This is a genomic window from Nocardia canadensis (genome assembly GCF_032656385.1).
Classification (GTDB): Bacteria; Actinomycetota; Actinomycetes; order Mycobacteriales; family Mycobacteriaceae; genus Nocardia; species Nocardia canadensis.
This window is the reverse complement of sequence record NZ_JAVCWB010000002.1, coordinates 518,482-536,759: the sequence shown is the minus strand read 5'-3', so window position 1 is coordinate 536,759 and position 18,278 is coordinate 518,482. Positions and strand designations below refer to the sequence as shown.

At 70.8% G+C, this 18,278-nt stretch carries 17 protein-coding genes; 8 read left to right on the top strand and 9 right to left on the bottom strand.

The genetic code is table 11. From position 1 onward, the window contains the following. Positions 1–62 precede the first annotated feature (62 nt). A complete protein-coding gene (locus tag Q7X29_RS05810) occupies positions 63–920 on the top strand; it encodes a hypothetical protein (protein WP_316573469.1) in 858 nt (285 codons plus the stop codon). Here Q7X29_RS05810 and Q7X29_RS05805 read toward each other — a convergent pair whose 3' ends face one another. From Q7X29_RS05805 to Q7X29_RS05795, 3 genes are all read right to left on the bottom strand, one after another. Then, complete coding sequence (locus Q7X29_RS05805; protein WP_316573468.1) at positions 921–2,312, bottom strand: M1 family metallopeptidase; 1,392 nt, start codon at positions 2,310–2,312, stop codon at positions 921–923. It lies immediately after the preceding gene. Positions 2,313–2,420: 108 nt separating this feature from the next. Beyond that, positions 2,421–3,086 (bottom strand): DUF3239 domain-containing protein, encoded by a 666-nt coding sequence (locus tag Q7X29_RS05800; RefSeq protein ID WP_218717501.1) that lies wholly within the window; start codon positions 3,084–3,086, stop codon positions 2,421–2,423. Between the two features lie 94 nt (positions 3,087–3,180). Beyond that, positions 3,181–4,848, bottom strand: a complete 1,668-nt coding sequence (locus Q7X29_RS05795; protein ID WP_316573467.1) for a DNA repair helicase XPB — start codon at positions 4,846–4,848, stop codon at positions 3,181–3,183. Between the two features lie 369 nt (positions 4,849–5,217). On the opposite strand from Q7X29_RS05795, the gene Q7X29_RS05790 reads away from it, so the two are divergent. Together Q7X29_RS05790 and Q7X29_RS05785 are read left to right on the top strand one after the other, a co-directional pair. Next, the gene (locus tag Q7X29_RS05790) at positions 5,218–5,814 is read left to right on the top strand and encodes a LysE family translocator (protein ID WP_255587447.1); all 597 of its coding nucleotides are present in this window, start codon (positions 5,218–5,220) and stop codon (positions 5,812–5,814) included. Positions 5,815–5,970: 156 nt separating this feature from the next. Then, positions 5,971–6,636, top strand: coding sequence for a trimeric intracellular cation channel family protein (locus tag Q7X29_RS05785; protein ID WP_255587448.1), 666 nt, complete (start codon positions 5,971–5,973; stop codon positions 6,634–6,636). 8 nt (positions 6,637–6,644) lie between these two features. Here Q7X29_RS05785 and Q7X29_RS05780 read toward each other — a convergent pair whose 3' ends face one another. Then, positions 6,645–7,823: a pyridoxal phosphate-dependent aminotransferase gene (locus Q7X29_RS05780; protein WP_316573466.1), complete on the bottom strand. Its 1,179-nt coding sequence runs from the start codon at positions 7,821–7,823 to the stop codon at positions 6,645–6,647. A gap of 261 nt (positions 7,824–8,084) precedes the next feature. Between Q7X29_RS05780 and Q7X29_RS05775 the strand changes: the two genes are divergently transcribed. Next, complete coding sequence (locus Q7X29_RS05775; RefSeq protein ID WP_316573465.1) at positions 8,085–8,213, top strand: hypothetical protein; 129 nt, start codon at positions 8,085–8,087, stop codon at positions 8,211–8,213. 48 nt (positions 8,214–8,261) lie between these two features. Here the strand turns inward: Q7X29_RS05775 and sigJ are convergent, their stop codons facing one another. Beyond that, a complete protein-coding gene (gene sigJ, locus Q7X29_RS05770) occupies positions 8,262–9,155 on the bottom strand; it encodes an RNA polymerase sigma factor SigJ (protein ID WP_316573464.1) in 894 nt (297 codons plus the stop codon). A 67-nt stretch (positions 9,156–9,222) separates the two neighbouring features. On the opposite strand from sigJ, the gene Q7X29_RS05765 reads away from it, so the two are divergent. Both Q7X29_RS05765 and Q7X29_RS05760 read left to right on the top strand, forming a co-directional pair. Then, complete coding sequence (locus tag Q7X29_RS05765) at positions 9,223–9,801, top strand: GNAT family N-acetyltransferase (RefSeq protein WP_218717507.1); 579 nt, start codon at positions 9,223–9,225, stop codon at positions 9,799–9,801. Between the two features lie 90 nt (positions 9,802–9,891). Continuing rightward, positions 9,892–10,431 carry a class I SAM-dependent methyltransferase gene (locus tag Q7X29_RS05760; RefSeq protein ID WP_218717508.1) on the top strand — a complete coding sequence of 180 codons (540 nt, stop codon included), beginning with the start codon at positions 9,892–9,894 and terminating at the stop codon, positions 10,429–10,431. Positions 10,432–10,810: 379 nt separating this feature from the next. Here Q7X29_RS05760 and hrpB read toward each other — a convergent pair whose 3' ends face one another. Continuing rightward, complete coding sequence (gene hrpB, locus Q7X29_RS05755) at positions 10,811–13,663, bottom strand: ATP-dependent helicase HrpB (RefSeq protein ID WP_316573463.1); 2,853 nt, start codon at positions 13,661–13,663, stop codon at positions 10,811–10,813. Between the two features lie 84 nt (positions 13,664–13,747). Beyond that, on the bottom strand, positions 13,748–14,752 hold the full coding sequence (locus Q7X29_RS05750) for an Rpn family recombination-promoting nuclease/putative transposase (protein WP_316573462.1): 1,005 nt from the start codon (positions 14,750–14,752) through the stop codon (positions 13,748–13,750). Positions 14,753–14,819: 67 nt separating this feature from the next. Between Q7X29_RS05750 and Q7X29_RS05745 the strand changes: the two genes are divergently transcribed. Continuing rightward, entirely contained in the window at positions 14,820–15,437 is a 618-nt protein-coding gene (locus Q7X29_RS05745; protein WP_316573461.1) for a LysE family translocator, read from the top strand. A gap of 51 nt (positions 15,438–15,488) precedes the next feature. Here Q7X29_RS05745 and Q7X29_RS05740 read toward each other — a convergent pair whose 3' ends face one another. After that, positions 15,489–16,577, bottom strand: a complete 1,089-nt coding sequence (locus Q7X29_RS05740; protein ID WP_316573460.1) for a 3-deoxy-7-phosphoheptulonate synthase — start codon at positions 16,575–16,577, stop codon at positions 15,489–15,491. A 314-nt stretch (positions 16,578–16,891) separates the two neighbouring features. Here Q7X29_RS05740 and Q7X29_RS05735 point away from each other — a divergent pair, with 314 nt between their 5' ends. Further along, entirely contained in the window at positions 16,892–17,710 is an 819-nt protein-coding gene (locus Q7X29_RS05735; protein ID WP_316573459.1) for an NmrA family NAD(P)-binding protein, read from the top strand. A gap of 43 nt (positions 17,711–17,753) precedes the next feature. Here the strand turns inward: Q7X29_RS05735 and Q7X29_RS05730 are convergent, their stop codons facing one another. Next, entirely contained in the window at positions 17,754–18,224 is a 471-nt protein-coding gene (locus Q7X29_RS05730) for a carboxymuconolactone decarboxylase family protein (protein WP_316573458.1), read from the bottom strand. Between the last annotated feature and the right edge of the window lie 54 nt (positions 18,225–18,278).

The following is an 18,278-nucleotide window of genomic DNA, read 5'->3' as shown; positions in this document are numbered from 1 at the left end:
ACGATACCCAAGCCCGCCGCGCCCGCGCTCGGCCCCGTCGAACCCTGGCTACCATCACAAAGATGACCCTCGACGATGTCGCAGGCGAGCTGTACGGCCTCGACCCCGGCGACTTCGTGCCGACCCGCACCGAACGGGCCGCCCAGGCCCGTGCCGACGGCGACCGCGAGCTGGCCAAGGCCATCACCGCGCTGCGCAAACCGACGGTCGCGGCGTGGACGGTCAACCTGCTGGCCCGGCACGCGCCGCAGGAGATCACCGCCCTGCTCGACCTCGGCGACGCCCTGCGCTCGGCCCAGCGCCAGCTCTCCGGCGACAAACTGCGCGCCCTCGGCGCCCAGCGCCAGCAGGTGGTCAACGCCATGACCAAGCGGGCGGGCGAACTGGCCGCCGAGCACGACCGCCCGGCCGGCGAGCAGGTGCTGCGCGAGGTCGGCCAGACCCTGACCGCCGCGCTGGCCGATCCCGGCGTCGCCGACCAGGTCCGCGCCGGCGTGCTGCCCGCCACCGTCACCTACGACGGCTTCGGCCCGGCCGGGCTGGTCGCGATCACCGGCGGCAAGGCCGCCGCACCGGCCACACGCGCGACCCGGCGCACCGGGAAGTCGCCTGCGGAGGCCGAGGCCGCCCGCCGCGCCGAGGCGCGGCAGGAACTCGACGACGCCGAGGCCGCGCTGGCCACGGCTCGCTCCGCGCGCGACGAGGCCGAAGCCGCCGCCGCGCGGGCGAAAGCCGCGCTCGACGAGATCGAGGCCCGCATCGACGAACTGCGCGCCGAACTCGAGCACGCCGAGCAGCAGCGCCATTTCGCCCGGACCGCCGACCATCGGGCCAGGGGCGAACTCACTTCGGCGCGCAGCCAATTCGAGCGCATGCAGCGGCTGACCGATCGCGCGCGAGCCCGCCTGGACGAGGACTGACTACCGGCCCAGTGTGCCCGGGTACAGGAACGACTCGCGCGGCGGCGTGGTCGTGTCCAGCCATTCGGCCAGGAACTCACCGAGCGGCAGCGAGGTCCGGCTCTGCAGGAACTCCCGGAACTCCGGCATCGAGGCGTTGCCGTCGCGGTGCGCGTTCACGAAATCGCGGATGGCGGTGAAGAACACGTCCTCGCCGAGCAGTCTGCGCAGCGCGTGCAGGAACAGCGGGCCGCGATAGTAGACCGAGGTGAACTCGTTGCCCGCGCCCGGACTCGCGAGCGCGACCTCCCAGAACTCCGGATCATCACGGTATTTCGCGATCTTCTCGCGGTACTTGGTGTCGACGTCGGCGTGGTCGATCCGCTCCGGCCACAGGTAGTCGGCGGTGTAGCTGGCGAAGCACTCGTTCAGACAGATGTCGGACCACTGCCGCACCGACATCGTGTCGCCCCACCACTGGTGCGCCAGTTCGTGCACGACGGTGTTCAGGTCGGTCCACGGCGCGTAGGTGGGCCGGGTCTGGGTTTCCAGCGAGAACGGGATCACGGCGTCGACGTAGATGCCACCGGCGACGTCGAACGGGTAGGGCCCGTAGAGGTTTTCGAGGAAGGCGAGGATCTCCGGCAGGCGCTGCTCGTCGTCGCGATTGCCCTCCGATTCCGGCGCGAAGGCGCTGAGCACCGGCGTGCCGTCGGCGGTGCGCTGTTCGAGGAAGGTGAAGTGGTCGACGGCGATCGTGGTCAGGTAGCCGATGACGGGTTGCCGCGTCTCCCAGGTGGTGTGCAGGCGGCCGTCGACGACCTCGTGCCGGGTGCGCTCGCCGGTCGACATCACCTCCCACTCGGCGGGCACCGTGGCGTGCAGCGTGAAGGTCGCCTTGTCCAGCGGGGTGTCGTTGAGCGGGTACCAGGTGCCGGCGCTGTGCGGCTGGCCGACGGCGAACGCGCCGCCGCTGGGCGCGTAGGTCCAGCCCTCGCCCTGGGTGTCGGCGACCGGGCCGGCGTAGTCGACGACGACGCGCATGGGCAGGCCGGGCGGCAGCGGCAGCAGCGGCGTGACGACCAGTTCCTGGTCGCCGTCGTGGGTGAAGCCCGCGGGCTGCCCGTTGATCGTCACCATCAGCACCTCGGGGCCGCGGTAGTCCAGATCGAACTGGGCCAGCGGCTGAGTCGCGCGGGCGTCGACGGTCGCGGTGCCGCGCAGGACATAGGTGGCCGGGTCGTAGTCGACCGCCACGTCGTAGTGAGCGACGTCGTAGCCGCCGTTGCCGTCGAGCGGGTAGTAGGGATCACCGAGTCCCGGCGCGCCGATCAGGCCAGGGTCGGCATCGACCGGGCGCACACCCAGCGCCAGCAGGGCGAGCACCGCGCACACTCCGGCCGACCATCGCATCCTCGACTGACACCTTTCGCCTGCTCCGGCTCGGATCCCGCGGACACCCTCCATCGTCGCAGGCACGCCGCGCAGGTCCTAATACGCGCGGTCGGTGCGAGCCCGCGCTCAGCCCAGGTCGCCGGGTAGCTGCTGCGGGTCGAGCAGCAGCCGTTTGGTCGCGGTCCGCTTCACCCGCGCGGCCAGCGCCAGATTCTCGGCGAGCAACCGCCATTCCCGTTCGGTGATGGCGTCGCGGGCCCGCTCGATCACCAGGCGATCACGCGTTCCCCAGGCGATCGGCATGGCCGTGACCAGCTGCCATCGTTCGCCGACCTGGCGCGGCGCGCGATCGGTGCGCACCGCCACGGCGGGCACGCGCTCCCCCGGTTCGGGCAGGTGTCCGGGCAGCGCGCGCACCTTGCGCGTGATCAGCGCCCAGCTGCGCGTCGGCGCGGCGGGCTCGGCGATGTCGACGAGGGCGAGCAGCACGATGCCGGAGTCCTCGGCCTCGGTGACCACGGCCGGCACCAATGCGCCGTCCTGGTAGAGCTTTTCGATACTGGAGCGGTGCGGGGTCCACAGCGCGACCCACAGCGCGATCGCCGCGACCAGCACGCACACGACGGCGAGCAGAAACCCCCAGGCCTGCCCGCTCCACAGCAGGGCGGCCGTGGCCGCGACGGCGAGCCCGGCGACCAGCAGGGCGACCACCCGCAACCTGCGTAACCCGGTGAACGTCTCGTTGACCGCGTGAGCGTGCTCACGGTCGACCACGAATTCGAAGCGGCGCACGGTTCCTTCCTAGCACAAGTTGCGGAGGAGTTGCCTCCACTTATCTGCCGAGGACTTCACCGCACGGTACCGCGTTCCGACCGGGCGATCGTCGCTACGCGCCGTCGCCGATGGGCGGTCCGAGCAGATCGTCGGCGTCGGTGATGCGGTAGGCGTAGCCCTGCTCGGCGAGGAAGCGCTGCCGATGGGCCGCGTACTCCGCGTCGAGAGTGTCGCGGGCGACCACCGAATAGAAATGCGCCTGTCCCCCATCCTGTTTCGGCCGCAGCAGCCGGCCGAGGCGCTGCGCCTCCTCCTGTCGCGAGCCGAACGTGCCCGAAACCTGCACCGCCACCGAGGCTTCCGGCAGATCGATGGAGAAGTTCGCGACCTTGCTGACCACCAGCACCGGCACCTCGCCGGACCGGAACGCGTCGAAGAGCGCCTCGCGCTCCTTGTTCTTGGTGGCGCCGGTGATGACCGGCGCGTTCAGGTCCACGCCCAGTTCCTCGAGCTGGTCCAGGTACGCGCCGATCACCAGCGTCGGCGCGTCCTTGTACTTGGCCAGGATGGACTCCACCACCGGGATCTTGGTGCGCGCGGTGGAGCACAGCTTGTAGCGCTCTTCCGGCTCGGCGGTGGCGTAGGCCATCCGTTCGGCGTCGGTGAGCGTCACCCGCACCTCGACACAGTCGGCGGGGGCGATCCAGCCCTGCGCCTCGATGTCCTTCCACGGCGCGTCGTAGCGCTTGGGACCGATCAGCGAGAAGACGTCGCCCTCGCGGCCGTCCTCACGCACCAGCGTGGCCGTCAGGCCGAGCCTGCGCCGCGATTGCAGGTCGGCGGTCATCCGGAACACCGGCGCGGGCAGCAGGTGCACCTCGTCGTAGATCACCAGGCCCCAGTCCCGGCTGTCGAACAGCTCCAGGTGCTTGTACTCGCCCTTGGTCTTGCGGGTGATCACCTGGTACGTCGCGATGGTGACCGGGCGGATCTCCTTGCGCTCGCCGGAGTACTCGCCGATCTCGTCCTCGGTGAGCGTGGTGCGCGCCAGTAGCTCACGCCGCCACTGCCTGCCCGCGACGGTATTGGTGACCAGGATCAACGTGGTGGCCTTGGCCTTGGCCATGGCTGCCGCGCCGACCATCGTCTTGCCCGCGCCACACGGCAGCACGACCACGCCGGAGCCGCCCGCCCAGAACGAATCGGCGGCCATCTCCTGATAGTCGCGCAGGTGCCACTTGCCCGCGGTGTAGTCCAGGCCGATGTCGTGCGCCTCGCCGTCGACGTAACCGGCCAGATCCTCGGCGGGCCAGCCGATCTTGAGCAGCATCTGCTTGATGTGACCGCGCTCGGAGGGGTGCACGATCACCGTGTCGTCGTCGATCCTGGCCCCGAGCATGGGCGCGATCTTCTTGTGCCGCAGCACTTCCTCGAGCACCGCGCGGTCCAGGCTCACCAGGCACAGCCCGTGCGCCGGATGCTTGACCAGCTGCAGCCTGCCGTAGCGGCCCATCGTGTCGACGATGTCGACCAGCAGCGGCTGCGGCACCGCGTAGCGCGAGAAGTTCACCAGCGCGTCGACGACCTGCTCGGCGTCGTGACCGGCCGCGCGGGCGTTCCACAACGCCAGCGGCGTGATCCGGTAGGTGTGCACGTGTTCGGGCGCGCGCTCGAGCTCCGCGAACGGCGCGATGGCCTGCCGCGCGTTGCCTGCCAGCTCGTGGTCGACCTCGAGCAGCAGGGTCTTGTCGCTCTGCACGATCAGCGGACCGTCGGTCACTGTGCTCCTCGGCGGCCGGGGCCGCGGGTTCGGGGCCTCGTGACCCCTCGGTTCAACGCTCGAGACTCGCGCCTGCGGCGCCTGCGCTTCGAGCGTTGAACCGAGGGGCGGCCCCGAACGGGCTCGTCGAGCTCGCCCTGTGCGGGGTGCGTTCGGCCTGGATGTTTGACGTTGGCGCCGCCGCGGGCGGATCGCTTCGGCGGCCTTTGTCGATTGTACGGACCCGAGCCGACACGACCTGGGGCGAAGCGGTGGGTGAGCGGTCCAGCAGGTGTCGACTGGACCGCGACAAGGCCCGGCTGACCAGGTCAGACTCAGGGCGTGCTTCAGACTACGGCGGTACTCGGGGTTGGTGCGGCGGCGCTCGGCATGGTCCTCACGCCGGGGCCGAACATGATGTATCTCGTATCACGGACGGTGGCGCAGGGCCGGCGCGCCGGGTTGATCTCGCTGGCCGGTGTCGCGGCGGGGTTCGGGGTGTATCTGCTGGCCGCGGCGGCCGGGATCACGGCGGTGTTCGCGGTGGTTCCGGGGCTCTACCTGGGGCTCAAGCTCGCCGGGGCCTGCTATCTGCTGTGGCTGGCCTGGCAGGCGGTGCGGCCGGGTGGGGTGTCGGTCTTCGCGCCGGTCGACCTGCCCGTCGACCCGGCCCGGCGACTGTTCACCATGGGATTGGTCACCAATCTGCTCAATCCCAAGATCGCGATCATGTACATGGCGCTGATCCCGCAGTTCGTCGATCCCGAGCGCGGGGCGCTGTGGTTGCAGAGCCTGTCGCTCGGTGCGATCCAGATCACCGTCGCGCTCACCGTCAACGCGCTGATCGTGCTCGGCGCGGCCGGGCTGGCCGGGTTCCTCACCGCCCGCCCGCTCTGGCTGCGCACCCAGCGGTACCTCATGGGCACCGCGCTCGGCGGCATCGCGATCATGCTCGCCACCGACCGCGCCCGCCCGACCCCGGCCTGACCCCCGCACGACCCGACGCGCTGTCGGAGCTCGCCGGCGCGACCACGGGCACGCGACACGTGTGGCCGGGTCGCCCTCGCCGCACCCCGCCGTGTCACGCTGCTGTGTGGCGCAGGCGAGAAGGAGCGAGTGGTGAGTGTTGGGGTGCTGGTGGCGATGGTCGCGGCCGGGCCGTCGGCGACGGAGCTGGATTCGGCGCTGACCGCCGTGCATCACAGCGGCGAGCTGATGGGCGTCGTCTCGTTCGCGGCATCGGGCGCGCTGGTGGCCGTGCGCAAGCGGCTCGACCTGTTCGGCATGGCGATCCTGGCCACCGCCACCGCGCTGGGCGGCGGCATCGTGCGCGACCTGCTCATCGGGCGCACGCCGCCGGGCGCGTTCACCGACCTGACCTACCTGTCGGCGTCGCTGCTGACGGCGCTGGTCCTGTACTTCATCGCGCCCTCGCGCCGGCTCACCAAGGGGCCGCTCGAGATCGCCGACGCGATCGGACTCGGCCTGTTCTGCGTCACCGGCACGGTCATCGCGTACTCGGCCGGGGTGGGCGCGCCCACCGCCGCGCTGCTCGGCATGACGACGGCCATCGGCGGCGGTGTCCTGCGCGACGTGCTCAGCGGCGAGGTGCCCAGCGTGCTGCGCCCCGACCAGGACCTCTACGCGATCCCGGCCCTGTTCGGCGCGGCCGCCACGGCCACCCTGCTGCACTTCGACCTGTACCGGTCGTGGACCGGGCTGCTCGCCGCCGTCGGCGCCATCGGCTTCCGCCTGCTGGCCCGCCACTACCAGTGGCACGCGCCGCTGGCCCGGCACGCTCGCGACTGAGCGCGCCCTCAGCGCACCGCCATGCCCGCGCGCAGGCGGCGCACGCCTTCGTCGATGGTCTCGTCGCGCTTGCTGAAGGTGAAGCGCACCAGGTGTTTCCAGTCGTCGGCGTGGTCGGCGAACACACTCACCGGCACCGCGGCGACGCCGAGCCGGGCCGGCAGTTCCCGGCAGAACGCCATCCCGTCCTCGGCGCCGAGCGGGCGTATGTCCGCACACACGAAATACCCGCCGGAACTGGCCGCGACGCCGAACCCGGTGTCACGCAACGCGGCCGAGAGCCGAAGCCGCTTGTCGGACAGGCTGTCGCGCAGGGCGTGCACCCAGTCGATCTCGGCGTTGATCGCGTGCGCGACCGCGGGCTGGAACGGTCCACCGCCGACGAAGGTGAGGAACTGCTTGGCCGCGAGCACACCGTCGAGCAGCGGCGCCGGCGCGCACACCCAGCCGATCTTCCAGCCGGTGACATTGAACGTCTTCGCCGCGCTCGACACCACGATCGTGCGCTCGCGCATGCCCGGCAGCGTGGAGATGCTGATGTGCTCGACGCCGTCGTAGACCAGGTGCTCGTACACCTCGTCGGCCAGCACCAGCAGATCGTGCTCGCGCGCCAGCTCCGCGATGGCGGTGAGGTCGGCGCGGTCGAGCACCGCTCCGGTGGGGTTGTGCGGTGAATTGATCACCAGCATGCGGGTTTTCGGGGTGATCGCGGCGCGCAGGCTGTCCAGGTCGAGGACGAAACGATCACCGTCGGCGACCAGGCGCGCGGTGCGCCGCTGCGCACCGGCCAGCGCGACCGAGGCGGCGTAGGAGTCGTAGTACGGCTCGATCAGCGCCACCTCCTGCCCCGGTTCGACCAGGCCGAGCACGGCGGCGCTGATCGCCTCGGTGGCGCCGACGGTCACCAGTACCTCGGTAGCCGGGTCGTAGGCGGTGCCGTAGCGGCGGGCGCGGTCGTCGGCGATCGCCTGGCGCAGCACCGGCATGCCGCGGCCCGGCGGGTACTGGTTGAGCCCGTCGGCGATGGCGGCCCTGGCGACCTCGAGCATGCCCGCGGGTCCGTCGGTATCCGGAAATCCCTGCCCCAAATTCACCGCGTCATGGCGGAGGGCCAGTTCGGTCATCTCGGCGAAGATGGTCGATCCGAACGGGCGCAAACGGGAGACAGTGGGCGGCGCAGACGACATCTCCGCAGCGTATCCCACTTTTCGGCACCGTTGCCGACCGATAGCGAACACGCATGTTTCACAAACGTTTTGCGGGGTTGACCTGCACTATTGTGCGATCACCCAGGCTGAGCTAGCCTCGCCGTGTTCTACCTCACACACCACAGCGTGGTGGCATATCGAAAGGGGCTCCTTATGGCCTCACCCTTGCTCGATTTCATTGTCGACCCGGCTGCGTCGGAGGTTGCCGGTTCGGCTCTGCGGTTCATCCACGATCACCTGATGGGCAGCCCCATCGTCGACTACTTCACCGGCTCGGCGACCCCGGACAACAACATGGGTTCCTCGACCGGGGACATGAACCTCGGTTCGTCCACCGGCGACCATCAGTGGGGGTCCACCTACCCGTAGACACTCGGCGCGTCGGACCGGATCGCGCGGGTCCGGTCCGACGCGGGGTCAACGCGACCGCGCGCCCGACAGCTTCGCCACATTGGCGAAATCGTAGGCAGCCCAGACTTTTCCCTCGCGCACCGCGAAGCCGAGCACCCGCACGGGGCGACCGAACGGCGAGTTCGGATCGGTGAACACGAGGCCCGATTGCCCGTTCACCGTGGCGAAGCCCAGCTCCAGACCCGGTTCCTCCTGCTGCTTGCGCCACAGGCCGAGCGCGAGGCGCGCGATCTTCTCCGCTCCCGCAACGACATTGAGCGCCGTCCTGGTGGTGCCGCCGGCATCGGCGACGAAGGTCGCGGCCGGATGCAGGGTGGCCGCTACCGCCTCGACGTCGCCGGTGGCCAGTGCCGCCAGGAAGCGTCGCACCGCCGCGTCGTGCACCTCGTCGGCGACCGGTTGCGGCGCCTTCGCCGCCGCCCTACGGGCGCGCACCGCCAATTGCCGTGCGGCGTCGGCCGATACCCCGAGGATGTCGGCGATCTCGTCGAACGGCACGTCCAGGCTGTCGTGCAAGACCAGCGCGACCCGCTGCTGCGGAGTCAGCGCGTCGAGTACCACCAGCGCCGCCAGCCGGCTGTCCTGATGCCGGACCACCACGTCCAGCGGATCCGGGGTGCTGCTCGCCGTGGTGACGATCGGCTCGGGCAGCCACTGCCCCACATAGGTTTCCCGGCGCACCGCCGCGCTGCGCAGGTGATCCAGGCAGATCCGGCTGACCACGGTCGTGAGCCAGGCCCGCAGGTCCTCGATCTCGGACTGGTGCACACCGGCCATCCGCAGCCAGCTCTCCTGCACGGCGTCCTCGGCGTCGCCGACGCTGCCGGTGAGCCGATAGGCCACCGAAAGCAGATGCGCTCGATGCGATTCGAACAGGTCGGCGAGAAGCGGGGAAACCATCGCCGCAGATCCTACGGACGGCGAAAACCAGCTGAGAAACCGGGCGCCGACCTGTCACGATGACACGATGTACGAGCACACGCTCACCGACGGCACCCTCTGGCTCACCCGCCCCACCGGTGCCGACATCGACCGCATCGTCGAGTGCTGCCAGGACCCCGAGGTAGGCCACTGGACGACGATCCCCGTTCCCTACGCCCGCTCCGACGCCGAGGAATTCCTCGACACGGTCGTCGCCCCCGGCTGGGCGAGCAACACGCCGGTCTGGGCGCTGCGCACCGCCCCGGACGGCTCCGTCGAAGGCATGCTCGGCCTGCACGCCCGGGGCCCCGGCGTCTGCGAGATCGGCTTCTGGCTCACCGCGGACCACCGCGGCAAGGGCCTGATGACCCGCGCCATCACCCTGGCCTGCGACTTCGCCTTCGCCCCCGACGGCCTCGCCCTCGACCGCGTCACCTGGCGCGCCATGGTCGGCAATCATCCCTCGGCCGCCGCGGTCCGCCGGGTCGGGTTCCATTACGAGGGCCTGGCCCGGCAGGGCGGGATGCAGCGCGGCACTCGCGTCGACGAATGGCACGCGGCGCGCCTCGCCACCGACCCCGGCGTCTTCGCCGAAGGCTGGCCTGCCGAGATCGCGCCGCGCTGAGCCGCCGGTCCGGGCCGACCCCACGGTGACCAGAATCGATTGCCGAGGCGGCGTGTCAACATGGAGGCATGGGCACTCCGAGGAGTTCCGATGTCTGACGACGCGCGGTTCGAGTGGTTCGCCGACCTCATGGGTGTGCGGGCGGACGACCGTGTGCTCGAGTTCGGGCCGGGGACCGGCGCTTCGCTGCCGCGGATCGCGGACCGCTTGCGGAGCGGGCGGATCGTCGGTCTCGATCGGTCGGCCACCGCGATCGGCCGGGCCCAGGAACGCTGCGCCGCCGAGATCGCGGACGGCCGGGTTCGGCTGGTCGAGGGGGCGATCGGCCCGGCGTCGACGAGCACGGTGCTGGCCCAGCTCGACGGGGACCGGCGTTTCGACCTCGTGTTCGCGGTGAACGTCAACCTCTTCTGGACCGGCCCCGCGACGGCGGCCTGGTCGATGATCCGAGAGTGCCTGTCCCCCACCGGGCGACTGTGGCTCTGCTACGGCTACGGCAGCCCTACCGATCCGCCTACCAGCCCGAAACCTACCCCCGACCAACTCACCACGCGCTTCGCCGCAGCCGGATTCCGCTGCGAAATCACCACTTCCGGCGACCTCCTGGCCGCACGGGCGGTATCGCCGTAGAGCGTCCACCGCGCCTCCGCGCCACCCCCATGGCGTCACCGCGTCACCGCGCCACGCCCCACGGCGTCACCGCGCCACCGCGTGACCGCCTCACCGCGCCACCGCGCCACCGCCCCACGGCGCCACCGCTTCACCGAGTCACCGAGTCACCGAGTCACCGCGTGACCGCGTCAGCGCCGCACGCGTCGCCGAGGTCCTGCGGGCGCGTGCGCAGACCGGGCCACGACGCGATCCGCCCCGGCCGAAGCACTCTCGCCGTCAGGAGTGACCGATTCGGAACGCTGTCGGATGGTCCCGGGCCGGGCTCGATCTCTCACCTTTGAGCGGACGCTGGGCGTGCCTATTGCCTGTGCCCCGTGCGAGCGTCCGGTCGTCGGGATCAGCGGTTGGCGTTGCGGGCGGTGCCTCGGTGGGCTGTGACGGTGGTGGGGTCCTCGGGCCAGGCGTGTTTGGGGTAGCGGCCGCGGAGGTCGGCGCGGACCTGCGGCCAGCCGTTCTGCCAGAAGGACGGGAGGTCGGCGGTGACGGCGACGGGACGCTGGGCGGGCGACAGCAGGTGCAGCACGATCGTGACACGGCCGCCGGCGAGGGTGGGCGGCTCGGTCCAGCCGAAGATCTCCTGGACCTTCACCGCCAGCACCGGCGGGTCGGCGCTGTAGTCGAGGCGGATGCGGCTGCCCGACGGCACCTCCAGGCGTTCCGGGGCGAGCTCGTCGAGGCGGGCGGCCGCCGGCCAGGGCAGCAGTCGGCGCAGCGCGGTGCCGGCGTCGATACGAGCCAGGTCGGAGCGACGGCGGGCCGTGCCGAGCTCGGGGCCGAGCCACGCATCGAGGTCGGCGAGCAGGGTGTCGTCGTCGACGGCGGGCCAGGGTGCGCCGAGGGTGCGGTGCAGGAAGTCGAGGCGCTGGCGCAGACCACGGGCGTCCTCGTCCCAGCGCAGCAGGTCGAGCCCCTCCGAACGCAACCCCTCGCGCACCGCTTCTGCCAGCAATCGCGAATCCGGTTCGCGCAGGGCCTTTTCCGACAGGACGATCGCCCCGAGCCGTTCCACCCGCCGGGCGACGACATCACCGGACTCCCAGCGCACTTCGTCGGCGCGCGTCACCAACCCCGGCGCGGCCGCCCGCGCGAGATCCTCATCGGCGATGGCCGCCAGCCGAATCCGCCCCTCGGCCCGCCCCGGATCCCGATCGGCCACCGCGACCGCGAGCCACTCCGCCGCCGCGAGCCCGGACCCCGGCGGCAAGGTCACCGCCGTCCCACCCGCCATCAGATACGACGCCCCGTTCGCCCGCCGCCGAGCCAACCGCTCCGGATGCGCCAACGCGATGAGGAGCGCCGCCGGATCCGCCGACGCCGAACTCACGACACCACCCCGGTCATCGCCCGCAACCTTCGCTCCGCCACGCCGCCCAGCAGCCGACCCGGCGTTCGGACCACCGCGGGCGGCTCCAGCGCCCTGGTCACCAGCTGTCGCCGCGCCCGCGCTCGCATCGATCAGCCGGATCAGGCGTTGGACCTCTCGCGTCCAGCGGGGCGGTCGTTCGGCGCGCAGAGCGCGCAGGGCAGCTGCCGCGTCGACCCCGGAGGCGAGGGCATCGTCATCCATCAGAACCACCATCTCGGCGGCCGCGCGAGCACCGACGTCGGCGGCCCCGTCGAGGAGGGCGCGGGCGAGGCGGGGGTGCAGGCCGAGGGCCGCCATGGCGCGGCCACGTTCGGTGACGTGGTCCGCGTCGTCGAGGGCACCCAGGGCATGCAGGACCGCACGGCCGGCGGCGAGGCCACCTTCGGGCGGGGCGTCCCACCAGGTGAGGCCGGTGCCGTCGGGAGTTCCCCAGCATGCCAATTCCAGTGCGAGGCGGGTGAGTTCGGCGGTGCGGATCTCCGGCTCGGGATAGGCGGGCAGCGTCTGATGCTCGTATTCGGGCCAGCAGCGCCACGCATGACCAGGCGCCTCACGCCCGGCCCGCCCCGCGCGCTGCTCGGCGACGGCGGCCGAAACCCGCACGGTCGCAAGGCCGGACAACCCACGACGGTGATCGATGCGAGGCACCCGCGACAGACCCGAGTCGACGACCGCGCGAACCCCGGGCACGGTGAGACTGGATTCGGCTACCGCCGTGGACAATACGACGCGCCGCCTCGCCCCCGGCCGCAACGCGACATCCTGCACCGAGCTCCCCAATCGCCCGTGCAACGGCACCACGTCGACACCGTCGAGATCCCGCAACAACCCCGCGGTCCGAGTGATCTCACCGACGCCGGGCAAGAACACCAGCACATCCCCCTCGGTCTCGGCCAGCGCCCGCCGAGTCGCCCGCGCGACCTGCGCCTCCACCCGCTCCCGAGCCAGCGCCGGAACATAATCCACCGCAACCGGATACGCCCGACCCCGAACGTCGACCACCGGTGCCGCGCCACTCGCGTCAGCGCTCACCCGCGCCCCCGAGCCACCGCCGGACACATCAGCCGAGCCCACGCCGGGCCGAACCTCCGCGCCCATCGAGCCCACGGCAGGCCGAACCTCCGCGCCCACTGAGCGCACGCCGGGCCGAACCTGCGGGCCCACGCGAGACTCGGCCGGGTCCGCCGCACCGCCATCAGCCACGACCGCCGACGACACCGCGCCGCCCCCGACCATCGGGCCAGCCTCGAGCGCAGTGCCCGCACCACCCGCCGATGGCGGCGCCGAGCCCGGCGGCGCCTCCCCCGAGCCGAGCAGCACCGCGAGGCGACCGGCCGCGACCGTCGCCGAGGTAGCGAGGACCCGCAGGTCGGGCCGGAGTCCGGAGCGGGCGTCGAGCAGCAGGGCCAACAGCAGGTCGGCGTCCAGGTGCCGCTCGTGGCATTCGTCGAGCACGACGGTGCCGACGCCATCCAACTCGGGATCACTCTGCAACCGCCGCACCAGCAGCCCCGAGGTCACCACCTCGATCCGCGTCCGCGACCCGACCTTCCGATCCCCGCGCACGGAATACCCGACGCTGTCCCCCACCCGCTCCCCGAGCAAGGCCGCCATCCGAGCCGCCGCCGCCCGCGCCGCCAGCCGCCGTGGCTCGGCCACGACAACCTTCCCCGCGGTCCCCGCCGCCAACGCCAACGGCACCAGGGTCGTCTTCCCGGTCCCCGGCGGCGCGACCAGCACCGCCACCCCCCGCTCGACCAGCGTCTCGACGATCTCCCCCAGCGCGGGCCGCACCGGCAGATCAGGTAGTTCAGGCAGCTTCATCGCCTACCAGTGTGCCGACCCAGAACAAACCTCCAGCACGCACCCGGCCGGCTCGCGAACTCGTCCCGGCGGCCGCCACAGCGATCAGCGCAGCGTTTCCTCGATCGTGTTCGCGGTCAGAATCTGCCCAGCCCATCGATTCAGATCCTCGGGGTCGGCAGCACGGACGGTGTCGACAACAGAAGCAGGCACAACACCGAATTTGAGCTGGAGCTGATTCAGCAGCGTCTTGACCACGCCCCGAACTTCTCCTCGAGCCTCGCCTTCGGCACGCCCACGCAACTCCCCCTCGGCACGAAGCCGATCAGCAGCAGTCACGAGCGCCTCCTTCGCTTCCGGTCCGAGCCCATCGAACAGCGGCGTCAACGCCTTCTCTTCGGTCTCACCGACCAGCATAATGTCGCGAACTAGCATATTCAGGACCCGAAAGGCGTCCACGCCATCGGCTACCTCGGCCAGGTCGGCGGTCCATTCGGCGAGCGCCCGACCCAGATCGGAATTGTTCGGGGCGGACTTCATCACATTCAGCATCAGCCGCACTTCCGGTGCGAGCGGGCGCTCGGCCAGTTCTGCCGAATCCACCGCCGTGATGTCGTCGAGCATGAACCGGAATCGCGGCAGGTAGTCACCGAGCACGTCGGCCACGCCCGCCGGTATCTCGAAAAGGTCGACGAACTGTGTCGAGTGACTCCACCGGGCCCCCTGTGAGCCGATGTGCACAACCAGCGGAATGACGACGGGCAACCGTCTCGGTCGCGGTTTGGCCTTGCGCAGATGACGCGCCCAGATCTGTGTCAGGTACTCGAGCATCCGGAACGGCATCAATTCGTCGCTGCTGCTCTGATGCTCCATCGCCACGTAGATGAGGGCGGCACCGTCGCGACTGTCGACCTCGAACAGTAAGTCACCGAACCGGACCCGCATCTCTTCGGTGACGTAGTCGGCGGGCCCTTTGCGCAGCGTCGACCAATTCAGCCAGGCGGACAGGCGTTCGGGTAGCACCGACCGCAATTCGGAAGCCGCGTAGGTCGGCTCGCCCATGATGCCACGAAACAAGCTGTCGTGTGGGTTGTCTCGGCGCCCGGTCACCGGCACACCCTACGCTCGCCGGGGATGGGCCTTCCTCGAGGTTCGGCGAGCGGTTACCCTGCGGGAGATGAGCATCGAATTCGTGCTGACCACGCTCGTCATCGTCGCTACGCCGGGGACCGGGGTGCTGTTCACGCTGGCTGCCGGGTTGGCTCGGGGGGTGCGGGCCAGTGTTGTCGCCGCGTTCGGGTGCACGCTCGGCATCGTGCCGCACATGATCGCCGCGATCACCGGGCTGGCGGCCGTGTTGAACACCAGTGCGGTCGCGTTTCAGACGTTGAAGTATCTCGGCGTCGCCTATCTGCTGTACATGGCGTGGAGCACCTTCCGGGACAAGGGAGCGCTGGGGGTTCCCGACGCGGAGGCGGGGCCCGCGCCGTCGGCGCGGAAGGTGATCGGGTCGGCGATTCTGCTCAATGTGCTGAACCCGAAGCTGACGATCTTCTTCTTCGCGTTCCTGCCGCAGTTCGTGCCCAGCGGCGCCCCGAATGCCCTGGCGCGCATGCTCGAACTGAGCGGGCTGTTCATGCTGGCGACCTTCGTGGTCTTCGCCGTCTACGGGGCGGCCGCGGCGGCGGTGCGCTCGCACATCCTGGCGCGACCGGTCGTGGTGACGTGGATGCGACGGGTGTTCGGCGCCTCGTTCGTCGCGCTGGCCGGTCGCCTCGCGGTGCAGAACCAGTAGCGAAAAGTCCTGTGGCCCCGGATTTCTCCGGGGCCACAGGACGAGAAAGGCTCAGCCGCGCCGGGATTCGACGGCGGCGGCGAGGCGGTCGAGCTGGGCCGCGGTGACGTCCCAGTCGATGCACGCGTCGGTGATGGACTGGCCGTAGGTGAGCTCGTCGGCCTTGCCGAGGGTCAGGTCCTGGCGGCCCGCGACGAGGAACGACTCCAGCATGACGCCGACCACGCCCTGCTCGCCGGCGGCGAGCCGCTCGGCGATGTCGGTGACGACGTCGACCTGGCGGTTGTGGTCCTTGTTGCTGTTGCCGTGGCTGGCGTCGACGACCACGCGCTGGGCCAGCGAGGACTTCTCCAGCCGCAGCTTGGCCTCGGCGACGGAGGCGGCGTCGTAGTTGGTGCCGTTGCTGCCACCGCGCAGGATGACGTGGCAGTCCGGGTTGCCGGTGGTGCGGATCAGCGCGGAGCGGCCGTCGAGGTCGGTGCCGGGGAAGACGTGACTGGCCGCGGCGGCGCGCACGCCGTCGACGGCGACCTGCACGTCACCGTCGGTGCCGTTCTTGATGCCGACCGGCATGGACAGCGCCGAGGACAGCTGGCGGTGCACCTGGCTGGCCGCCGTGCGGGCGCCGATCGCGCCGTAGGAGACCAGGTCCGCGATGTACTGCGGGGTGATCGGGTCGAGGAACTCACACGCGACCGGCAGACCGAGCGCGGTGATGTCGACGAGCACCTTGCGGCCGATGCCGAGGCCGGTGTTGACGTCGAACGAACCGTCCAGGTGCGGATCGTTGATCAGTCCCTTCCAGCCCAGCGTGGTGCGCGGCTTCTCGAAGTACACCCGCATCACCACGTGCAGCCGGTCGCTCAGCTCGGCGGCCTTGGCGGCCAGCTTGCGGGCGTAGTCCAGCGCGGCGGCCGGGTCGTGCACCGAGCACGGGCCGACGATCACCATGAGGCGGTCGTCGTCGCCGTTGAGCACGTCGACGGTGGCCTTGCGGCCGGCGCGCACGGTGTCGGCGAGCTGGTCGGTGATGGGATGGACGGTGCGGACCTCGGCGGGCGAGCGCAGGGGGCTCACGCTGAGGGTGCGCTGATCATCGAGATCGGAATGCCGCGAGTCGACATCGGCTGCGGTGGTCATGTGTGGGTTTCCTATTCTTCGAGGCCGACCCACGGACTTTCGCGAACCCGTCGAGCCGGTCAGTGTCCGGCTCGGGGTGGAAGAGGTCAGCGCGCAGGGTCGCAGACCGGCCCACCCAGGGCCGGCTCGCTAAACCAGAAATATGCGCGCTGCATGCCGTGGACTGTACCACCGGTGAAACGTCGTCGGCCGGGGCATGGTTGCCCGGAGTGCGGACCATCACACCGCCGCGCCCGCGGGTCCGCAGACCGAAACCCTTGACCTCTACCTTGCTCGAGCTTTTAGCGTCGGTAGCCGAGGAAAGGAAAACGACTGTGACAACACTGGTTACGGGCGCGACCGGCAACACCGGCCGCCAGGTGGTCCGCGAACTCGTCGGTCGCGGAGAGAAGGTCAAGGCACTCACCCGCGATGCCGCCGCCGCGCGCACGCTGCTCGGCGCGGAGGTGGAACTGGTCACCGGCACGCACACCGTGCCGTCGACCCTCGACGACGCCTGGCACGGCGTCGACCGGCTGCACGTGACGGCGACGGCCGGACTGGCCGAGGTCGGACCGGAGCTGATCGGCCGGGCGGTCGACGCGGGCGTGCGCCGCATCACCGTGGTCTGGGGCGGCGGCGTCGGGCCGGTCGAGCGGGCCGTCGCCGAGTCCGGCGTGGAATGGACGCGGCTGGAGCCGCAGGAGTTCATGTCGAACGCGCTCACCTGGCAGGAGACGATCCTGGCCGACGGCGTGGTCCGCGAGCCCTACGACCACCCGAGCGCGGTGGTCCACGAGGCCGATATCGGCGCGGTCGCGGCGGCGGCACTGCTGGAGGACGGCCATCACGGCCGCGCCTACAACCTGACCGGACCCGCGCCGCTCACGACCCGCGAGCGGATCGCGATCCTGGCCGCGGCGGCGGGCAGGCCGATCGAGTTCGCCGAGATCACCCACCAGCAGGCCGTCGACCGGCTGCTGGCCACCGGCGTCTCGCGGGCCGACGCCGAGTACGTGATCGGCTGGTACGCCGAGTCGAGCCCGGAGTCGTACACGGTCGATCCGACGGTGGAACAGGTGCTCGGCCGCCCGGCGCGCACGTTCGCGCAGTGGGCGGCCGAACACGGGCACCGGTTCGCGCGGCCCCGCTGACCGCGACGTCGTCACCGGCGGGGCCGCGCGGGCACCGGCTCGCTCAGCCCCACTGACCGGGGACGTAGTCGCCCGCGGGGGTGCGGGCGATGGCATTCATCCGGTTCCAGGCGTTGATCATCGCGATGGCGGCGATCAGCGCGGCGGTCTGGTCGTCGTCGAAGTGCTTGCGCACCTGCTCCCAGGTGTCGTCGGAGACGTGGCCGCCGTCGGCGACGCGGGTCGCCTCCTCGGTCAGCGCGAGCGCGGCCCGCTCGGCCTCGGTGAAGACGGTGGCCTCGTGCCAGGCGGCGACCAGGTTCAGCCGCGTCGCGGACTCGCCCGCGTGCACGGCGTCCTTGAAGTGCATGTCCGTGCAGTAGCTACAGCCGTTGATCTGCGAGGCGCGCAGCTTCACCAGCTCGTAGGTCACCTTGTCCAGCGTCGAATCGTCGATCACCTTGCTCGCCATGGTCAGGCGCTTGGCGAAGCCGGCGGCGACGGGGTTACCGAAGAGGTTGAAGCGCGGTTCCATGATGGCTCCTTCGTCGTTCTGTGGGGTTCTACAGAGAGGACGAGGGAGCCACCC